Below are 18,656 nucleotides of genomic sequence, written 5' to 3'. Positions count from 1 at the left end.
TAACCGCTTAACAGGAGGAGCATATGCGGATTATCGTGGTGGGAGCGACGGGAACCATAGGGAAGGCAGTGGCGAAACTCCTGGCGACCGAGCACGACGTCGTCAAGGTCGCCTTCAGAAGCGGCGACCACAGGGTGGACATGTCGAACAAGGAGTCCATCGAGCGGATGTTCCAGGAGGTGGGCCACTTCGACGCCCTCGCCTGTGCCGCCGGGGTCGCCCGCTTCGGGGCGTTGGCGGAACTTTCCGACGAGGACTTTCAGACCGGGCTGGCCGGCAAGCTGATGGGCCAGGTGAACCTGGTGCGGGTGGGGATGAACTACATAAGCGACAACGGCTGCTTTACCCTGACCAGCGGTGTCCTGAGCCACAGTCCGATGCCGGGGAGCGCCTCGATCAGCATGGTCAATGCCGGGCTGGAAGGTTTCGTACGCGCCGCGGCGCTCGAGATGCCGCGCGGCATACGTATCAACGTGGTGAGCCCGCCGTGGGTGAAGGAAACGCTCGAAGCGCTCGGGATGGACGCGACCGGTGGGATGCCCGCCGAGCAGGTGGCCCAGGCGTACTGGTCGAGCATTCACGGCATGCGTAGCGGCACCGTGATCAACGCCAAGGACTTCGCCTGAGATAACGCGCCGATACGCGAGGACAACAAAAAGGGCAACGGAGCTGGGGATACTTTCCCCACGACCCGTTGCCCTTTTTCTATGCCTCACAGGTGTTGCCGCGTACCGTCCACCCGGAGGGGGACGGCTCCTCCCGCCTAGGTTGCGATCTACCGCACTATGGTCGGCGGCTTCACCTCGAATTCCGGCCTGAACTGGAGCTTCTTCGTGCCGCGGTTGTTGAGGTACTTCGGAAGCTCGAGGTCGACCTTCTCGGGCACCTTCTCGCCGGCCTGGGCGAGGAGCTGGCGCAGGTGCATGTCGGCTGCGGAGGCATGATTTACCGCATCCTCCAGAACGCGCATCCCCTCTGCGGGGTTGTGGAAACCGGTGGAGTTCTCGGCCCCCACGAACACGAGCCGGTAGAAGGCCTGCTCATAATGCTCGCGCGCCATCCCGTACAGTTCCTGGTCGATCTGCTTGCCCGCACTCTTCGCCCGGTTTGCCATCTCGAACAGTTTCGCATCGGTCGCCACGGCGTATCCGGCTTTGAGATAGCGATCGGTGAAACGGTCCTGGATGTCGATGACCTTCTGCCTTAGCTGCGCAGGGGTCTCGCCGTGGCAGGCGGCGCAGGCGGACATGCTCCCCTTGAGCGGACTCATGATCCTGTGATCGGTCAGGTCCTCGCCATCCACCGTCATCACAGGCATGTGGCAGTCGGCACAGGTGACGCCTGCCATGTAGTGCGGGCTCTGATTCGAGTAGAACTCGTACTCGGGGTGGCGGACGAAGCCGAGCTTGAAGCCGGTAACCGCCTGCACCCACTCACCGTTCGCGGGTGAACTCTTGATCTGCTTGATGATGTTCTCGATGGTGATGTGCCCTTCCTGGCTCCCCGCCCAGGGGAAGATCACGTTGGTGGAATGCATGTCCTTGTCCTTCGGGATCATATAGGTCACGTGACACTGGGCACAGACGAAATTACGTTTTTGTTCCCTGGTCAGTTTCGTCTCATCGAGACCGATCTCCTTGAGCGCCTTTCCGAGCGTGAAGCCGCGGGAGATCTTCAGGGCCATCCCCTTGTTGTCGTGGCAATCGACGCAGGCAACACCCAAGGTCTGCTTATCCTTGGGAAGCCTCGCCAGGACCTCCTTGTACGGGGTCGGGAAATATGCCGCCCCCATGTCCTTGGCAAGCTTCGGCGCGTAAGGTGTCTTGCAGGTGAGACAGGCGCCCCCCGCCTTGATCCTCCCCGGATCGACCTCGAGCTGGTCCTGCACCATGTAATAGTGGCCGCGCGGCTCATTGTACTCAGCCCCGAAGCCCCAGCCGTTGTATAAAAGCGCAAGGAAGGGGTATTCGTCCAGCTTGTCGCGTCGCTCCTCACCGACGTCGTACCCCCTCTTGTACTTGCTGAGACCTGCGGGGGTCGGCTCGCTGGTCAGCTTCCACTGCTGGTAGTGAATGGGATAAAGCCTGCCCCAGTGCGCCGGATCTATGGCGGCATCGGCTGGATCTACCTTGCCTTCCGGGGCCATTTCGCTGGTTACGGGATCCATTCTTTTCTGCACGCACGCACTCCAGATCAAAACCGCAGTCATAAAAGCGAAAACTGAAAGGTACCTTGCTTTCCTGCTCCGCATTTGTGCCTCCTTTTGCTCATGGTTTGATTGGAAAACGCCCCTCAGTGTACCACCAATTCTGACATTGTCCCCACGATGCGGCAGCTCGCTAAAGGAAAGACTTTTGCGACACAAAGACCTCTCCTTTCGTGATAGACGTTTTCCTTGTCACAGAGTAGGAAACAAGATGCCCGTGAAGAGGCAGGCCGAACCTCAGCGCTGGGTTTTCTTAGTCAGCGCATGCGGCGCGACAGTGCATACCGCAAAGTTCGCGGCAGCTAGGCCTTACACCGGCATGCTTTTTTAAACACAGAGAGGTTATTCGGGGAGAGAAGGAGTATGGCGTTGCCGCGCCGCGGCTGAAAACAGTATCGCGGCGGGACTACCCGATGCTGAGCCGGTTTTTGCCGGACGTCTTGCTCTGGTACATTAGGGAATCTGAGCGCTGCAGGAGGGTTTGCAGCGTGTCGGTTTTGAGCGCCATGGTGGCGCCGATGGAGATGGTGACGCGCAGATGCACGTCATCTACCAGGAGAAAGGACTTCTCGACGAGCTTGCGCAGGCGCTGCCCCATGTGTTTGAGGTTCGCGGCGGTGACGTTTCGTACGATGCCGACGAACTCCTCGCCTCCCCAACGCCCGTAAAGGTCGAAGGGGCGGGAGTTGGCGCTCAGCGTACCGGCGACGAACTGCAGTACCCGGTCGCCGGTATCGTGCCCGTAGCGGTCGTTGATGCACTTGAAGTCGTCCAGGTCCATGAACAGGACGCCGAAGGGGATGTCGTAGCGGTTAAGTTCCTCAAGGCGGGCCTCGAGCTCACGGTCCAGGTAACGGCGGTTGGCAAGCTGGGTGAGTCCATCCAAGAGGGCCAGTTTTTCCAGCTCCTGCAGCCGCATCTCGTTGGCCGCGGTAAAGCTGTCGTCGGAGAACATCTCGACGCCGCCGATTACCTTGCCGTCGTCGTCGGTGAGCGGCACGACCCGGACCAAGACCGGCAGCCGGTGACCGTTTTTGTGGTGCAGAAAGACGCGCGCTTCGTGCGGAGTGCCGGATTCTATGGTGGTCGCGAGGGGACATTCACTGCAGCAGAGGTTTAGGCCTATATCGTCGACGTGGCAGAGAATGTTGTCTGCACACGGCTTCCCGACTACCTCATCCGCGCCGTAGCCGGAGATCCTTTCCGCGGCATGGTTCCAGAAGACGATCCTCCGGTTCATGTCGACGATGTACAGTCCGTCCCGCAGCTCTTCGATGATTTTTAAGTATGAAGCGCTGCTGAGATGCATGACACGTGCTCCTTCAGGGCGGAGAAGACTGAACCGGTATCCGAAGGATGCGCGGCCAGACAGCGAATAATGAGCAAGATGTGGCCGAAGTGTTAATGAGTATAGTCGCGGCCCTGAGCGTTGTCAAAAAAGCCCGCCGCAGCTAGACCCCGAGGATCGCCCCTTCCAGCAGTCCGGAATCGCTCACCTTGAAGCTACCGAAACCGAAGACGCGCATGGTGGTCAGCACCACCAGCATACCGGCGACGATGAGATCCTCCCTGCCCGGCTCAAGGCCCGGCACCCGGAGGCGCTCCTGAGGCGTCAGGGGAAGCAGCCGCTCGAACATCGCCTCGACCTTCGCAAGCGGCAGGGTGTAGTTGTTCACCCGGCGGTAATCGTAGTCGGTCATACCGAGGTCGATGGCGGCCAAGGTTGTAGCGGTGCCGGCGGTGCCGACCAGGGTTGCGGCGGCAAAACGCTCCAGGTGCCCCTCCCCCTGAAGTTCCCTTTTGAGCCCTTCAAGCTCGCGTCTGACCTTCTCCTCCATGGCGGCGACGCTCCCCTTCCCTTCCGTTAGACGCACCACCCCGATCGGGAGGCTGCGCGAGAACAGCGGCTGCTGCAGCGCCGCCAGCGTGTACTCGGTACTCCCCCCTCCAACGTCGAAAACGGCGAGATCCTCGTCCTTGTTGTCGAGGATGGATGCGACCCCCCTGAGGGTGAGGATGGCCTCCTCGTTGCCATCGATCACCTCGAGGGTGATGCCGGTTTCTTCCTGCACACGACGACAGAACTCCGCGCCGTTTTTGGCGTCGCGGACCGCGGAAGTCGCCACGGCTCTCACGCGACGGACGCCGTGCGCCGCCATGTCGGCGGCAAATTCCTTGAGTGCTGCAAGCGAGCGCAATTGCGCCTCTTCCGAGAGCCCGAACTCCCTGGTGAAGCCCCCCCCGAGCCTGGTGATGATCCTCTTGAGCAGGATCTGGCGGTAGGGATCCCGGCTGGCGATCAGGAGGCGCGCGGTGTTGGTGCCGAGGTCGATGGAGGCTACTTTGTCGGTCATGGGGTTATTCCTTTCTTTTCGTTGATCATGGAGAATCCGAGTTGGGCGATCTTGGAGAACGAGGCGATCATGTCGCCGTACAAAAGCCCGGAGACAATGCTGCACTTGCCGCTTTTCAGACGGCGCAGGTGACTTGTCTGCAGCTCGCTTTCCAGCGAAGCGATCTCGAGTTTGAGTGGGGTCACGTCGGGGGCGTCCTCTCCCTTCAGGACCGCCTCGCAGAGTTGGACCACGGCGCCCACCCGCGCCGCGAAACGCTTCAACTCGTCCATCGCGCTTGACGAAAAACGAAGCCGCTCTTCCTTCTTGCGCATCAGGTAGTTGAGCACCGCTTCGATATGGTCCCCCACCTGTTCGATCTCGTTCACGAGCTCCAGCATGGCCGGGATTTCCATGGCGCGCTCAAGCGAGAGGGTCTCGCGCGAGAGGGCCACCAGGAACTGGGACATGTCGCGGTGCAGGACGTCGAGAACCACTTCCTTGTTGCGTACCGCGGCGGCGACCTTGGGGTTGAAGCCGTCGAACTCGGAAACGAGGTCGGCGTACATCGAGGCGGCGATGCTCCCCATGCGGGCCAGTTCGTTCCAGGCCTGCACGAGGGCGATGGTCGGCGTCTTGATCACCCGGACGTCGATGAAGCGGGGCCTCGGCTCGCTCTCGGAGCGTCTGGTCGGGAGCAGCGTCTCGGCGGAGCGGGCGAAAAAGCCGATGGTGGGGAGAAACACGAGAAGCGACGCGACGGTGAAAATGGTATGCGCGTTGGCCAGGTGCCGGGCTATGTGCGGGCGCATGGCCTGCACCACGGCCTCGGGCGGAGCGCCCTGGTGCAAAAGGGTCAGATCACCGGGCGAGACCTGGGCGACCAGGCGCAGAAAAAGCGGGAAAAAGATGAGCGCGAGGGCGATGGCGCCCCAACTGATGCCGAGGTAGATGATCACCGCCCGTTTCGCGGTCTGGCTGCCGCCGATCGAGGCGATGAGCGGAATGAGCGCGGCGCCAGCCACTTCGCCTATCACCATGGCGATGGCGGAATCATAGGAGAGAACGCCGGCCGAGGCGAGTGCTATTACGATACCGAGGGTGGCGCTGCCGGACTGCACCACGAAGGTGAGGAGCGCGCCGATAAGGACCGCCACCAGGCGAAGCGAAGGAAGCGTCTGGTGCAGCCCCGCGATGATGGCGCTCTCGCTGAGCGGCAGGCAGGCCCCCTCCAGGATGGAAAGACCGAAGAAGACGAGACCGATGCCGAGGAGCATCCGGCCGAGATTGGAGAGTCTCCTGCTGCGCGAAAAGAAGCTGAAGAAGACGCCGAGGGCGATGGCCGGCAGCCCGAGTGCGGAGACCCGGAAGGCGATGAACTGGATGGCGAGCGTGGTGCCGATACCGGTGCCGAGCAGTACGCCCAGGGCCTGGTAGAGCGAGAGAAGACCTGCGTTCACGAAGCCGACCACGAGCACGGACGCAGCCGGGCCGGACTGGAGCAGCGATGCGAGACAACTGCCGAGCAAAGGGGCGGTGAGGCGGTTTCCGGTGGTGCGCTCGAGGATGCGGCGCAGGCGCTCTCCGGTGACCTTTTGCAGCCCCTCCGACATGGTCCGCATGCCGAGGATGAAGAGCGCGAGCCCGCCGAGGGCCTCTACGATATACGACCAAAAGGTGGGAAACATGGCAAGGCCGGTTCTGGCTCTGTAAAAGCTGTACTACAGCTACAAAAACAATGGGCGCCCGCCGGCGGGAGGCCGGCGGGCGCAATGGTGACTACGAAGATCTTCGGATCCCGCGAACGTTGACGGAAAGTTCAGCTAACCGGAGACCTTTTCCTTCAGTTCCTTGCCGACCTTGAAGAAAGGAAGCTTCTTGGCCTTTACTGCAATGGATTCGCCTGTCTTGGGGTTCCTTCCGGTATAGGCGTCGTACTCTTTCACCACGAAGCTTCCAAAGCCCCTGATCTCGATCCGGTCACCGGATAGCAGGGCTTCGGTCATCGAAGCGAAGACCGCGTTGACCACCTCCTCGGCTTTCTTGAAGGAGAGGGTCTTTCTGGCAGCGAGAGATTCAATGAGTTCTGATTTGTTCATTGTCCACCTCCGGGGAACCACTTGCTTTAACAACAACCCTTTAAATATTTTTTGGTCAGGAACTTCACGTCGTCGGTGCGTCCCTGCCCGTTGAGAATCGGAATGAGCCTTTCAGCGGCGGAACGCGCCACGCTCGGATACTCGAGCGACTTGGTCCAAAGCTCCATGGCGCGCTCGGTGTTGCCCGTTGTTTCGTGCAACTCGCCCAGCATGAACTGGGCCTGGTCGGCGAGGATGTCAAGCTCGAGCATCTTTTCCACGACCGCCATGGCCTGCGGATAAGCCCCGCCGCCTGCGTAAAGCTGGACCAGCGCGAGGTACACCGCAGCGTTCTGCGGGTTGAGGGCGAGAGCACGATTCAGGAGCTTTTCGCTCTCATGAATTTGGCCGCCCCTGAACATTATAAGTGCCACTTCGTATAATACAATGTCATTTTCACCAGATAACAACATTTCCTGCAAAATTGTGAAAGCGTCGCGGTCGTTACCCTCATGAATCAGAAGGTAGGCACGGGCAAATTTCGGACCCATGGCGGCGTAGCGTCCCGGGAGGTCGCCGGGGAGCGGCTGGACCATGAGGTAGAACTGGTCCTCCTCGGAGAGGCTCATTTCCATGGGGGCCGGCTCCTCGTGGTGGTGCCCGCCGTGCCCCTTGCAGCTCGTGCAGGAACCGCCGCTGTGCGGCTTGTAGTTGCCGACGCCGGCCGGAGCCGCAGCAGCACCGGCACCGGCACCGGCACCGGCAGCAGCACCGGCCGCGGGAGCGGCGGCGGGAGCAGGCTGCTCCAGTTTCAGGGCCTCGGCCTCGGCGCGCGACTTGAGGCCGCGGTCGACGGCGAGATCGGCGGCAAGGCGGAAGTGGTCGTACGCTTTCTGCGCCTCGCCCGCCCTGAGCGCGTGCTCCCCTTCCTGGAGGTTCAACTCGCCCAGACGATCGCAAGCATGGTCGAGACCTTCCTGGATCGCGGCAGCCTCCTGAGCGGCATCAGCAGGGCAAAGCCTCAGCGCTTCCTGAAAATCGACGCGCGCATCGGCGAAACGCTCCGCCGCGAGGTGCTTGGCACCCTGGTTCTGGTAGTGACGAAAATCCTTCTTGCCGAACAGTCCGAAAAACATGCAGCCTCCGATAATGGTGGAAATAACAAACTCACATCACATCCGAATGAGTTCGGTAACGCTTTCTAGGTGATACGTCTGCGGAAACATGTCGACCGGCTTGGACCGCGTGACCCGGTATGCGGCGCCCTGCAGCTGCGCGAGATCGCGCGCGAGGGTCGTCGGGTCGCAGGAGACGTAGATGATCCGTTCCGGTTCGAGCTGAGCCAGTTCGGCGGCGGCTTCGGCCCCAGCGCGCGGCGGGTCGAGCACAACTACGTCGAACCTCTCCTTGCGCTTCGCCAGACGACGGACCGCGAGTGATGCGTCGCTCACCTGGAACGAGACGTTCTCGACGCCGTTCGCCTCTGCGTTGGCCACCGCATCCTGGATCGAGGGAGCGAATCCCTCCACCCCGAAGACCTCGGCGGCGTGAGGGGCCAGCGGGATGGAGATGTTGCCGTTGCCACAGTAAAGATCGAGCACCCGTTCCTTGCCGGTGAGGGCCGCCCACTCCCAGACGGTGCGGATGAGCTCTAGGTTCTGCCGGTAGTTAACCTGGGAGAAGCCGCCGCGACTGAAACGAAGGCGCAGCTCCCGTGATCCCGGAAACAGGTCGGCGGGTATACGGTAGCTCAGGGAATCGATGCCGAAGGCGCGGATGAGCTCGCCCTTCGCCCCCCCCTTCACGTACGCTCCCGATACGGATGGGATAAGGTCGCGTGCGGCGGCAAGCTCCACAGCCACCTGTTCCGGCCGCGCCTCGCGGCAGTGCAGGATGGCGATCCCCTCCCCGTCGTCGCCCATGGCGAGATCGAGTTGCTGTACCGCCTCGCCGCGGGGCAGCCGCGACAAGAGAGAGCGGAACTCATCCGCCATCCGGTTCAAAAGCTCGTGAGCCAGGGGGCACCCGGCGCCGAAGTCGACGATGTCGTGGGAACCGGTGCGGAAGAAACCAAGCCTCAATGCGCCCTTGTGCCGGGAGACCTTCAACTGGACCCTCGAGCGGTAGCCGTAGCACTCCGGCGAGGGGGAAACCGGGAGGACCACCTCGCGCGGCACCTTGCCGATGCGGCTCAAGGTGTCGGTGAAGATAGTCCCCTTTGTCGCCAACTGCTCGGCGTAGGAGAGGAACTGCCAGTCGCAGCCGCCGCAGGCGCCAAACACCGGGCAGGACGGCTCGATACGCAACGGGGAGGCCGTCACCAGTTCGAGCAGCTCGGCCTCCACGAAGGAGCGCTTCTCCTTCACGACGCGGACGCGGGCGATGTCCCCAGGCGCGGTGAAAGGTACGAAACAGGCCTTGCCGTCTAGGCGTGCAAACCCGGCACCGCCGTAGCAAAGGCTCTCTATGGAGACCTCGTGCTCAGTCATGGACGCCCCGCGGGATGAACCCTCTTCTGCGCCCCTGGGCCTTGACGAGCTCGGCCTGCGCAAGTTTTTTAGGGAAACCGGGACCACTGAAATAATCAAGGGAGTGCTCTACGAAATGGGCGATCACCCGGTCGACGGTCTCCTCGACCGAGGCGCCGGCAACGCCTTGGTGCTCGATCTCTTTCTGGTAACTGACACAGGCGCCGAGAAGCTTTGTGGCTGCCTCATAGGACGCCTCGTCCTGGAAGAGGTCCGGAGTAAGAGGCACGTCGCAGCTTATCTTCACCCTTACTTGGTGGTAGTCGCCGAAGTAGCGGCGGGATGCATCGAAGAAACGAACGGTGAGCCCGTTGGAGAGCGGGATCTCCCTGATCAGTTTTGACATGTAAAAGGACACCTCTGGCTGAAATCTCGTCATTTTTTTAGCATGTTATGGATGTTCTGTAAATAGCGATGATACCGTGAGGAAAATGGAGCAGACGGCGAAAACCAGCTTGCTTTTTTAAGTAAATATTTGTAGACTCGCCTGTTGTTAAAACAAGCCACACATACCGCCAGGAGCGAAAATGAGCAAGGAAGAAGCAATTGAAGTCGAAGGGACGGTCATAGAGCCGCTTCCCAACGCTATGTTTAAGGTGAAGCTGGAAAACGACCACATCGTGCTGGCACACATCTCCGGCAAGATGAGGAAGTTCTTCATCAAGATCCTGCCGGGCGACAAGGTCACCGTAGAGCTTTCCCCCTACGACCTGAGCCGCGGCCGCATCACCTATCGCGCCAAGTAGCCCTCCCCCGTACGTCACCGGCGTCTGTCCCAGCCACATTCAGCATCGCTGCAAGGCAATACGGATAACATAGACCCGATAACGGTTTAGCGCGTGCCGCCCACGCCGCACGCTAGAGCCCTATCCAAATATCAATCAAGAACGAGGAAGAACCTATGTACACTGCAGCCGATCTGAGAAAAGGCCTGAAGATCGCCATCGACAACGAGCCGTACATCATCACCCACTTCGACTTCGCGAAGCCGGGCAAGGGTCAGGCGCTCTACCGCACCAAGCTGAAGAACATGATCACCGGCTCTACCCTGGACCGCACCTACCGCTCCGGCGAGACCTTCGAGCCCGCGCAGCTCGAGGATCGCAAGATGCAGTACCTCTACAAGGAAGACGACCACTACTGCTTCATGGACAACACCACCTACGAGCAGATCCACATCAGCGAAGACGCCATGGGCGACGCCAAAAACTACCTGATCGACAACCTCCCAGTTGACGTGCTCCTCTTCAGGGAGAAGGCGATCGGCGTCGAGGTTCCCAACTTCGTCAACCTCCGCGTCGTGCAGACCGACCCGTGGGTCAAAGGCGACACCTCCGGCAGCGACTCCAAGCCCGCCACCGTCGAGACCGGCTACGTCCTGCGCGTACCGCCGTTCATCGAAGAAGGCGAGCTGATCACCATCGACACCCGTACCGGCGAGTACTCCACCAGGGTGAAGGGGTAAAAAGATGCCGGGAAGTTGGCCACTGGCCAGGCGCTCACAGGCCCTGGCCCAGCGTGGCGCGATCTTCAACAGGATCAGGATGTTTTTCCATGAAAAGGGGTATCTCGAGGTCGAGACCCCTTTTCGCATACCTGCTCCCGCCCCCGAGGCACAGATCGACGCCATCCCCAGCGACGGCTGGTTCCTGCAGACCTCCCCGGAACTCTGCATGAAGCGCCTTCTGGCCGCGGGGTATCCGCGCATCTTCCAGATCTGCCGCTGCTGGCGGGATGGCGAGCGTGGCTCGCGCCACTTAAGCGAATTCACCATGCTCGAGTGGTACCGCGCACAGGCGGACTACCAGGTCCTCATGGCCGAGACCGAGGAACTGGTCCGTGCCGCCGCCGGGAGCGAAAGCACCGACTACCGCGGCCACAAGATCGACCTCTCGCCTCCATGGGAGCGGATCACGGTCCGCGACGCCTTCCGGCGCTACACCGACACCACTGCGGAAGCGGCTCTTGCCGACGGGAGCTTCGACGAGCTCATGGTGGAGCGCATCGAACCGCACCTGGGCCTCACGCGTCCCACCTTCATCTACGACTACCCCGCCATTTGCTCGGCCCTCGCGAGGCTCAAGGCGTCCGACCCCACGGTGGCGGAGCGCTTCGAGCTCTACATCGGCGGGCTCGAGATCGCGAACGCCTTCTCCGAACTGATCGACCCCATCGAGCAGCGTACCCGTTTCGAGGCGGAAGCAGCCGAGCGTGCAGCGCAGGGGAAGCGGACCTACCCGATGCCTGAGAAGTTTCTCGCCGCACTGTCCGGGATGCCTGAGGCCGCCGGCATCGCCCTCGGGCTCGACCGCCTGGTCATGGTGCTCATTAACGCCGACAGCATCGACGACGTCGTCGCCTTCACCACGGAAGAACTCTAGCCCCGCCCTACCCCCCGTTCACAGTCAGGCTAATAGTGTTCGCCCCTGAGACCGGGCGGAGGTAAATCGTCAACCAGTTTTCCGGAAGAGGTTGACAACCAGCTCCCCCGCGTGCTACATGACCGGCTGGAGGATCGTTCATGGAAAAATTAATCGCTGAAATTGCACAAAGGATCATCGCCGGTGGCTCCATCACACCCGAGGAGGCCGTCCGCCTCACCGAGGTCGAGGGCTCGGCAATATACGACCTGTTCCGCGCCGCCACCCGCGTCAAGGAACACTTCGTCGGCAACGAAATACATCTTTGTTCCATCATCAACGCGAAGTCCGGACGCTGCGCCGAGAACTGCGCCTTCTGCGCCCAGTCCTCGCACCACTCAACCGACGCGCCGGTCTACCCGCTGGTACAGGAGGATCAGATCGTTGAATGCGCCAAGACGGCAGAGACCAACGGCTCCGCCTGTTTCGGCATCATCACGAGCGGCACCACGGTGAAAGGGCAGGAACTGGAGCAGATCCTCGCCGCGCTGCGCCGCATCCGCAAGGAAACCACCATCCTCCCCTCCTGCTCGCTCGGGATCATCGACGAGGAGACCGCGCTCAAGCTGAAGGATGCCGGGATGGATACCTACCATCACAACCTCGAGACCGCAGAGAGCTTTTTCCCAAATATCTGCACCACGCACGAGTACCGCGAGGACGTGGAAACGGTTCGCGCCGTGAAAAAGGCTGGCGTCACGGTCTGCTCGGGTGGGATCTTCGGCATGGGTGAAAGCGCGGCACAGCGCGTCGAGATGGCCTTCACGCTGAAGGAGCTCGACGTCGACTCGGTGCCGATGAACTTCCTGAACCCGATCGATGGGACCCGTCTCGAGGGGGCCGCCCTCATCAGCGCCATGGAGTGTCTGAAGACCATCGCCGTGTACCGCCTGATCCTGCCGGAGAAGCGCATCACCATCTGTGGAGGCAGGGAGAAGAACCTGCGCGACCTGCAGTCCTGGATTTTCTTCGCCGGCGCCAACGGCACCATGATCGGCAACTACCTCACCACGCTCGGGCGCAACGTCGATACCGACCTGACCATGTTCAGCGATCTCGGCCTCACCACGGTGATGTGCGCGCACTAGCACGAAGCGGAAAGGAACCTACATGTCAGCAAAAAGCATCTTCATCACCGGCACCGATACCGGTGTGGGAAAAACCATCGCGTCGGCGACCATCGCCATGCTGCTCAGGAGGCTGGGACACAGCGTCGGCGTCATGAAGCCGGTAACGAGCGGCTGCATCGAGCGGGACGGAAAGCTAATCTCCGAGGACGCCGAGCTCCTCTGCTTCGGAGCCGGCGTGCCGTTGACGCCCGACTGCACCCCTTACCTACTCAGAGCGCCCCTCGCCCCTTCGGTCTCGGCCAGCCAGGACGGCGTCCGCATCAACTTCCAGGTGATCAAGGAGGCCTACGACCGGCTCGCCCAGAAGCACGAGTTCGTCATTGTCGAAGGGGCCGGCGGGCTCATGGTACCCCTTGCAGGCGGGCTTCTTGTCGCCGACCTCGCCCTGCACCTGGGGCTTCCCATCGCGGTGGTGGCGCGCCCGAATCTCGGCACCATCAACCACACCCTGCTCACCACCTTCACCGCACGCACCATGGGGCTGAATGTGAAGGGGGTCATCGTGAACCGCTACCCGGACACCCCCGACCAGGCCGAGTCCTACGCGCCGCACATGATCGATTCCCTTTCCGGCTCGCAACTCCTCGGCCTCTTCCCGGACATCCAGGGAGCCGACGAGCGCGAGACGGTGACCCGCGTCACCGATCACCTGCTGCAGCAACCGGCAACCGGGATCATGCTGCGCGAGATGTTTGACTAACAATTGACAATCGACGATTGACAACGCCGGCTCTGCCGCCGATACCTTGAACGGTGCGGCGGCAGAGCCTTTTTCAGGAGGATGAACGTGATCGAACTGGATACGGAAACTCTAAGGCGCTACGACAGCGATTACCTTTGGCACCCCTTCACCCAGATGAGCGAGTGGGAGGGAGCGGAAAACATCATCATCACCAGGGGCGAGGGGTCCTACATCATCGACTCGGACGGCAACCGCTACCTGGACGGCGTCGCGGCCATCTGGACCAACGTGCACGGCCACTGCAAAAAAGAGATCAACGACGCGATCAAGGAGCAGGTGGACCGGCTCGAGCACGCAACGCTCTTAGGCCTCTCCAACGACCGCGCGGCGCTACTTGCCAAACGCCTGATAGATATTGCTCCTCCGGGACTCGCCAAGGTGTTCTATTCCGATAACGGCTCCACCGCGGTGGAGATCGGCGTCAAGATGGCCTTCCAGTACCAGCAGCAGACCGGCAACAAGGAAAAGACGAAGTTCATCCGCTTCGACAACGCCTACCACGGCGACACCGTCGGCTCCATGAGCGTAGGCGGCATCGCCATCTACCACGAGGTCTACGCGCCGCTACTCTTCCCGACCATCATGGCCCCCTCCCCTTACTGCTACCGCTGCCCGCTCTCGCCGGAGGGGGACTGCACGAAGTGCGGCCTTCTCTGCCTTAAGGAGCTGGAGCGCCTCATGGAAGAGCACGCGCACGAGCTGGCGGGACTCGTGATCGAGCCGTCGGTTCAGGGCGCAGGCGGGATGATCGTGCAGCCTCCCGGGTTCGTGAAAGGGGTACGCGAGCTTTGCGACCGCTTCAACGTCCTCATGATCGCGGACGAGGTCGCCGTCGGCTTCGGGCGCACCGGCGCCATGTTCGCCTGCGGCAAGGAAGGGGTGACGCCGGACATCATGGCGATATCGAAGGGGATCTCGGCCGGTTACCTGCCGCTTGCCGCGACGCTCACCACCCGCAAGGTCTACGACGCCTTCTGGGGGGAGTACAGCGCGCTCAAGACCTTCTTCCACGGGCACACCTTCACCGGCAACCCGATCGCCTGCGCTGCGGCCCTCGCAAGCCTCGATATCTTCGAAAAGGAGCGGCTCCTGGAGCAGCTTCCGGAGAAGATCGATTACATCCAGGACCGTCTGCAGCGGCTCATGGAGCTCCCCAACGTGGGAGACGTGCGCCAGGAAGGGATGATCGGCGGAATCGAGCTGGTGCGGGACCGTCACACGCGCGAGCCGTATCCCTGGGAGGAGCGCGTCGGCGTGAGAGTCATCATGGAGGCGAGAAAGCACGGCCTCTTCCTGCGTCCCTTGGGCAACGTGATCGTCGTGTTCCCGCCCCTCTCAATCTCCATGAACGAGCTCACCATCCTCATGGACGGCATCGAGGCCTCGATCCGCAGCGTGACCGAATAGCCTCCCGAAGCAGAGCAGGTTTGCTGCTTAACAGGTAGTTTTCTACCGGGAAGGCAATCCAGAAAGCTCTGGCATCTCGCAATATCTTCCAGTAATATATGGTGCTTCGCCCTCCCCCCTCTCTTCCGGGAGAGGGGCGGGGGTGAGGGCGTAGCAATTGGCGACATGTTGCCGTCGGCCACGCCCTCACCCGGCCTGCGGCACTCCTCTCCCGTCTTTGCAGCCCGAAGCGCTACGGCGCGCAGGCCCAAGGGGAGAGGGAATGGTCATGCATGCACCGATGCAAACATCAATGGGATACAGAAGTTACCAGATCAACGCCGAAGGAGCACTTCATGGAACTGATCGACAGCCATTCGCACATATACGGCAGCGAGTACACGGAAGATTTCGAGGAGATGATGGCGCGCGCCAAAGAGGCGGGTGTCGGCACCATCATGGCGGTCGGCGCCGACCTCGAGTCGAGCATCGCCGCCTGCGGACTCGCCAGGACACGCGATAACATCTACTGCTCGGTCGGCATCCATCCCCACGACGCCGAGGGGGTGACCGAGGCGGACTACCAGACGGTTCGCGAGCTCGCCCTCAACAACCCAAAGGTGGTCGCCATCGGCGAGGTTGGGCTCGACTTCTTCCGCGACCGCTCCCCCCGCCCCGCCCAGGAAGAGGTGTTCCGCCGCTTCATCAGGATGGCCCGCGAACTCTCGCTGCCGCTCATCATCCACGACCGGGACGCCCACGACCGGATCCTCGCCATCCTCAAGGAGGAAAAGGCGGAGGAGGTCGGCGGCGTGCTGCACTGCTTCTCCGGCGACCTGGAGATGGCCCGGACCTGCATCGACCTGAACTTCATGATCTCCATCCCAGGTACCATCACCTACCCCTCCAACGAGTCGCTCAGGGAAGTGGTGCGCGGCGTGAAGATCGAAAAGCTCATGGTGGAGACGGACGCGCCGTACCTGACGCCGGTGCCGCACCGCGGCAAGCGCAACGAGCCCGCCTTCGTGCGCTACGCGGCCGAGAAAGTCGCAGAACTGAAGGGGCTCTCGCCGGACGACGTCGGGCGCATCACCTCCTTCAACACGCGCAGGCTCTTCCGCATCGAGCAGGCGGCGCAGGAAGACACCATCGCCTACAAGATACGCAATTCGCTTTACCTGAACATCACCAACCGCTGCTCGAACCGCTGCACCTTCTGCCCCAAATTCGAGGAGCTCGCGGTCAAGGGGCACGAGCTGAAACTCTCCCACGAGCCGAATTACGCCGAGGTGATCGCGGCTGTCGACGCCGCTTCGGATTTTAACGAGGTGGTGTTCTGCGGCTTCGGCGAGCCGCTCATCAGGCTGGATCTGGTGAAGGAAGTGGCGGCCGAGCTGAAGAGGCGCGGGCTGAAGGTGAGGATCAACACGGACGGGCAGGCAAATCTCGTGCATGGCAGAAACGTGCTGCCAGAGCTCTCCGGGCTCGTCGACGCGCTTTCGGTAAGCCTGAACGCTTCCGACGCCGTGGAGTACGAGAGGCTCTGCAATACCCCTTTCGGAGAGGGCGGTTTTGCGGGGGTGTGCGAGTTTCTGCGCGAGGCGCCGCGGCACGTGCCGCAGGTGACGGCGAGCGTGGTCACAGTACCCGGGGTAGACGTGGACAAGGTACGTAAGCTCGCGATGTCACTCGGGGTCGAGTTCCGCGAACGCGAGTACGAAGAGGTAGGCTAAGAGGCGTCACCCGGCGGGATGGTGAAGTAGAAGGTGGCGCCCTCGCCGGGCTTCCCCTCGCCCCATACCGTCCCCCCCATACGCTCGATCATGCGCCGCACCATGGAGAGCCCGAGGCCGTGCCCGGCGAAGTCGGAGCCGTGGTGCAGCCGCTGGAAAGGGAGGAAGAGCTTGTTCGCCTGCGACATGTCGAACCCTACGCCGTTGTCCTTCACGTAGCAGATCCCGTCGCGCCTGCCGAAGCAGATGACCGTTTCCGGCTTTCCCGCGCTGTACTTCCAGGCGTTCCCCAGGAGGTTCTCCATCACGCTGGCGAGAAGCTTCTCGTCGCCGTTCACCTGCACCCCTTCCTCGATCTCGACGCGCACGGCTCGTTTCACGTCGGTAACCCTCAGTTCGGCCAAGATACGCTGCGCCATCGCACTCAGATCGACGCCGATCTCTTTGATGGGAGCAATACGCGCCTCTGATATGTCGAGCATCCGGTCGAGCGTCGCCTCCATCCGCTCGCCGCCGCCGATGATGTTCGACAGGTACTCGCGCGCCGTCGCGTCCAGTCGCTCCCCGTAACCGTCGAGGAGCAGTTCCCCGTACCCGTAGATCACCCGGAGCGGGGTGCGCAGGTCGTGCGACACCGAGTCGTAAAGGAACTCGAGTTCAGCGTAGGCCTGACTCAGCTCCGCGGTTCTCTCGGAGACCCGCCGCTCCAACTGTTCGGAGGCCTTTCTGAGCTGATCGGAGAGTTTGCGCTCGTTGGCAAGGCGCATGGCGTTGCGGATCGCTACCCCGATCACCGGTGCGACCCCCTGGATCAGGTTCAGGTCACTTTGCAGCAGCCCTCCGTCACGATTCGCGTCGTCAACGGCAAGGATACCAAGGGCTTCGCCTTCGCAGACGATGGGCGCGCAGATGAAGGAGCGCACCCCGAGGGCCACGAAGAGGGAGAAATTCTCGGGAATCGCCTGGTCCCTTACGTCGTCTATGTTGTCGACAAGCATCGACTTCTGGGCACGGAAACAGCTGACGATGACCCCAGGCGCGACGGAGTCGTCGAGCGGAAGCTCGATGCGTCGGATCTTCTCCTCGTCCTCGGGGGAGAGCCCGAAACAGCCGCGCAGCAAAAGCGCGTTTTTTTCCGGGTCCGCAAGCATCATGATGCCGCGCCCGTAGCCGAGCCGTTTGTGCAGCACCTGGTTCACACTGGCGAGGATGTCCTCCAACTCCGTCCGGGTCGAAATCACCTTGCCGATCTCGTTGATGGTGAGAGCGCTGTCGCAGTTCTCCTGAACCTGGGCAAGCAGCCTTTCGCTGGAATTACGCATGCTGGTGAGCGAGGCAAGAAGGTCCTTGCGCTCGACACGGTTGCCGAGCAAGGCGAGCAGCAGGTAAAAAACCAGACTGCAGATGAGGACCGGCTCCAGCAGGAAATGGCTCAGAAAGAAGGTGGAGACGCAGAGAACGAGCAGAACAATGAAGGTTATGCGCCGTGCGAGCAACAGGCGCGCAGTCAGTGCGGGGCGCCAACGGATCAGGTACCGGCAGACCTCGCCGCCGTCGAAGACGCATTCGGTATGCTCGATCTCAGGGAAGTCATGACCGAAGACGAGGAAGGCAGCCTCGAAGAAACCCATCCTGTTCTCGCACTGATTCGGATTCTCCCGCACTCCCTCGTTGAAGGCGACGGTGACCTCGATCTCACGGGAACCGGTCCTGCGGTGTGTACAGCGGGAAGAGCGGGTGAACCTCGGGGCGACCTTGCTGATGAAATGAAAGATGTACTCGGGCCCCACCATGCCTAGCATGAAGGAGCGAAGCGGCCCAAGGGCCTCCGGAGATGCGGCGTAGCGGCCGGCCTCGCGGGCGATGCCGCGCCCGCCGGTCAGTTGCACCAGCCTGTCGTGAAACCGGTCCACCTGCCGCTGCGTGAACCAATGTCCCGGGTCGGCCACCTCGTGGGGATTCATCCCGGCGTGAGCCAGTAGCGCCGCCGTGTCGATATGGGGGTATTTCTGCCTGAGGAGCTTCAGGTAGGAGTCGAAGATGCGACTGTTGTATAGCGGAGTATCGTGCAACGTTGGATTCCATGCCCTTGTAACGCTT

At 61.8% G+C, this 18,656-nt stretch carries 17 protein-coding genes; 8 read left to right on the top strand and 9 right to left on the bottom strand.

Annotated features, from left to right (window positions below):
- The first annotated feature begins 23 nt into the window (after nt 1–23).
- Nucleotides 24–626, top strand: coding sequence for a short chain dehydrogenase (locus E8L22_RS10650; protein WP_136525162.1), 603 nt, complete (start codon nt 24–26; stop codon nt 624–626).
- 149 nt (nt 627–775) lie between these two features.
- On the opposite strand, the gene E8L22_RS10645 is transcribed toward E8L22_RS10650, so the two are convergent.
- The 8 genes from E8L22_RS10645 to E8L22_RS10610 form a co-directional block, all read right to left on the bottom strand.
- On the bottom strand, nt 776–2,209 hold the full coding sequence (locus tag E8L22_RS10645) for an ammonia-forming cytochrome c nitrite reductase subunit c552 (protein ID WP_407925352.1): 1,434 nt from the start codon (nt 2,207–2,209) through the stop codon (nt 776–778).
- A 403-nt stretch (nt 2,210–2,612) separates the two neighbouring features.
- The gene (locus tag E8L22_RS10640; protein WP_136525160.1) at nt 2,613–3,515 is read right to left on the bottom strand and encodes a sensor domain-containing diguanylate cyclase; all 903 of its coding nucleotides are present in this window, start codon (nt 3,513–3,515) and stop codon (nt 2,613–2,615) included.
- A gap of 142 nt (nt 3,516–3,657) precedes the next feature.
- A complete protein-coding gene (locus E8L22_RS10635) occupies nt 3,658–4,560 on the bottom strand; it encodes a Ppx/GppA phosphatase family protein (protein WP_136525159.1) in 903 nt (300 codons plus the stop codon).
- Nucleotides 4,557–6,227 (bottom strand): Na/Pi cotransporter family protein, encoded by a 1,671-nt coding sequence (locus tag E8L22_RS10630; RefSeq protein ID WP_136525158.1) that lies wholly within the window; start codon nt 6,225–6,227, stop codon nt 4,557–4,559. Before E8L22_RS10630 ends, E8L22_RS10635 begins: the two co-directional genes overlap by 4 nt.
- Nucleotides 6,228–6,362: 135 nt before the next feature.
- A complete protein-coding gene (locus tag E8L22_RS10625; RefSeq protein ID WP_129125664.1) occupies nt 6,363–6,638 on the bottom strand; it encodes an HU family DNA-binding protein in 276 nt (91 codons plus the stop codon).
- Between the two features lie 26 nt (nt 6,639–6,664).
- Nucleotides 6,665–7,753: a tetratricopeptide repeat protein gene (locus E8L22_RS10620; protein WP_136525157.1), complete on the bottom strand. Its 1,089-nt coding sequence runs from the start codon at nt 7,751–7,753 to the stop codon at nt 6,665–6,667.
- A gap of 36 nt (nt 7,754–7,789) precedes the next feature.
- On the bottom strand, nt 7,790–9,106 hold the full coding sequence (gene rlmD / locus E8L22_RS10615) for a 23S rRNA (uracil(1939)-C(5))-methyltransferase RlmD (protein WP_136525156.1): 1,317 nt from the start codon (nt 9,104–9,106) through the stop codon (nt 7,790–7,792).
- Complete coding sequence (locus E8L22_RS10610; RefSeq protein WP_136525155.1) at nt 9,099–9,491, bottom strand: hypothetical protein; 393 nt, start codon at nt 9,489–9,491, stop codon at nt 9,099–9,101. The genes rlmD and E8L22_RS10610 overlap by 8 nt, the downstream gene beginning before the upstream one ends.
- Before the next feature lie 181 nt (nt 9,492–9,672).
- On the opposite strand from E8L22_RS10610, the gene infA reads away from it, so the two are divergent.
- The 7 genes from infA (at nt 9,673) to E8L22_RS10575 (ending at nt 16,556) form a co-directional block, all read left to right on the top strand.
- Complete coding sequence (gene infA, locus E8L22_RS10605; RefSeq protein WP_129125668.1) at nt 9,673–9,891, top strand: translation initiation factor IF-1; 219 nt, start codon at nt 9,673–9,675, stop codon at nt 9,889–9,891.
- A gap of 155 nt (nt 9,892–10,046) precedes the next feature.
- Nucleotides 10,047–10,610: an elongation factor P gene (gene efp, locus E8L22_RS10600; RefSeq protein WP_129125669.1), complete on the top strand. Its 564-nt coding sequence runs from the start codon at nt 10,047–10,049 to the stop codon at nt 10,608–10,610.
- 4 nt (nt 10,611–10,614) lie between these two features.
- Nucleotides 10,615–11,526, top strand: coding sequence for an EF-P lysine aminoacylase EpmA (gene epmA, locus E8L22_RS10595; protein WP_136525154.1), 912 nt, complete (start codon nt 10,615–10,617; stop codon nt 11,524–11,526).
- 140 nt (nt 11,527–11,666) lie between these two features.
- Complete coding sequence (gene bioB, locus E8L22_RS10590; protein WP_136525153.1) at nt 11,667–12,653, top strand: biotin synthase BioB; 987 nt, start codon at nt 11,667–11,669, stop codon at nt 12,651–12,653.
- A 22-nt stretch (nt 12,654–12,675) separates the two neighbouring features.
- A complete protein-coding gene (gene bioD, locus E8L22_RS10585) occupies nt 12,676–13,395 on the top strand; it encodes a dethiobiotin synthase (RefSeq protein ID WP_136525152.1) in 720 nt (239 codons plus the stop codon).
- An 81-nt stretch (nt 13,396–13,476) separates the two neighbouring features.
- Nucleotides 13,477–14,844, top strand: a complete 1,368-nt coding sequence (bioA, locus tag E8L22_RS10580) for an adenosylmethionine--8-amino-7-oxononanoate transaminase (protein ID WP_136525151.1) — start codon at nt 13,477–13,479, stop codon at nt 14,842–14,844.
- A gap of 335 nt (nt 14,845–15,179) precedes the next feature.
- Nucleotides 15,180–16,556, top strand: a complete 1,377-nt coding sequence (locus E8L22_RS10575) for a TatD family hydrolase (protein ID WP_136525150.1) — start codon at nt 15,180–15,182, stop codon at nt 16,554–16,556.
- Here E8L22_RS10575 and E8L22_RS10570 read toward each other — a convergent pair.
- Nucleotides 16,553–18,628: an ATP-binding protein gene (locus tag E8L22_RS10570; protein ID WP_136525149.1), complete on the bottom strand. Its 2,076-nt coding sequence runs from the start codon at nt 18,626–18,628 to the stop codon at nt 16,553–16,555. The genes E8L22_RS10575 and E8L22_RS10570 overlap by 4 nt on opposite strands.
- Between the last annotated feature and the right edge of the window lie 28 nt (nt 18,629–18,656).

Origin of the sequence: Geomonas ferrireducens (genome assembly GCF_004917065.1) — a bacterium.
GTDB lineage: Bacteria > Desulfobacterota > Desulfuromonadia > Geobacterales > Geobacteraceae > Geomonas > Geomonas ferrireducens.
The sequence above is the reverse complement of the archived record's forward strand: the minus strand, read 5'-3'. Positions and strand labels throughout refer to the sequence as shown.

Excerpts from the sequence above, each read along its gene's own strand:
- E8L22_RS10650 (WP_136525162.1), top strand. The coding sequence starts at position 24 with ATGCGGATTATCGTGGTGGGAGCGACGGGAACCATAGGGAAGGCAGTG.
- E8L22_RS10645 (WP_407925352.1), bottom strand. The coding sequence starts at position 2,209 with ATGACTGCGGTTTTGATCTGGAGTGCGTGCGTGCAGAAAAGAATGGAT.
- E8L22_RS10640 (WP_136525160.1), bottom strand. The coding sequence starts at position 3,515 with ATGCATCTCAGCAGCGCTTCATACTTAAAAATCATCGAAGAGCTGCGG.
- E8L22_RS10635 (WP_136525159.1), bottom strand. The coding sequence starts at position 4,560 with ATGACCGACAAAGTAGCCTCCATCGACCTCGGCACCAACACCGCGCGC.
- E8L22_RS10630 (WP_136525158.1), bottom strand. The coding sequence starts at position 6,227 with ATGTTTCCCACCTTTTGGTCGTATATCGTAGAGGCCCTCGGCGGGCTC.
- E8L22_RS10625 (WP_129125664.1), bottom strand. The coding sequence starts at position 6,638 with ATGAACAAATCAGAACTCATTGAATCTCTCGCTGCCAGAAAGACCCTC.
- E8L22_RS10620 (WP_136525157.1), bottom strand. The coding sequence starts at position 7,753 with ATGTTTTTCGGACTGTTCGGCAAGAAGGATTTTCGTCACTACCAGAAC.
- rlmD (WP_136525156.1), bottom strand. The coding sequence starts at position 9,106 with ATGACTGAGCACGAGGTCTCCATAGAGAGCCTTTGCTACGGCGGTGCC.
- E8L22_RS10610 (WP_136525155.1), bottom strand. The coding sequence starts at position 9,491 with ATGTCAAAACTGATCAGGGAGATCCCGCTCTCCAACGGGCTCACCGTT.
- infA (WP_129125668.1), top strand. The coding sequence starts at position 9,673 with ATGAGCAAGGAAGAAGCAATTGAAGTCGAAGGGACGGTCATAGAGCCG.
- efp (WP_129125669.1), top strand. The coding sequence starts at position 10,047 with ATGTACACTGCAGCCGATCTGAGAAAAGGCCTGAAGATCGCCATCGAC.
- epmA (WP_136525154.1), top strand. The coding sequence starts at position 10,615 with ATGCCGGGAAGTTGGCCACTGGCCAGGCGCTCACAGGCCCTGGCCCAG.
- bioB (WP_136525153.1), top strand. The coding sequence starts at position 11,667 with ATGGAAAAATTAATCGCTGAAATTGCACAAAGGATCATCGCCGGTGGC.
- bioD (WP_136525152.1), top strand. The coding sequence starts at position 12,676 with ATGTCAGCAAAAAGCATCTTCATCACCGGCACCGATACCGGTGTGGGA.
- bioA (WP_136525151.1), top strand. The coding sequence starts at position 13,477 with ATGAACGTGATCGAACTGGATACGGAAACTCTAAGGCGCTACGACAGC.
- E8L22_RS10575 (WP_136525150.1), top strand. The coding sequence starts at position 15,180 with ATGGAACTGATCGACAGCCATTCGCACATATACGGCAGCGAGTACACG.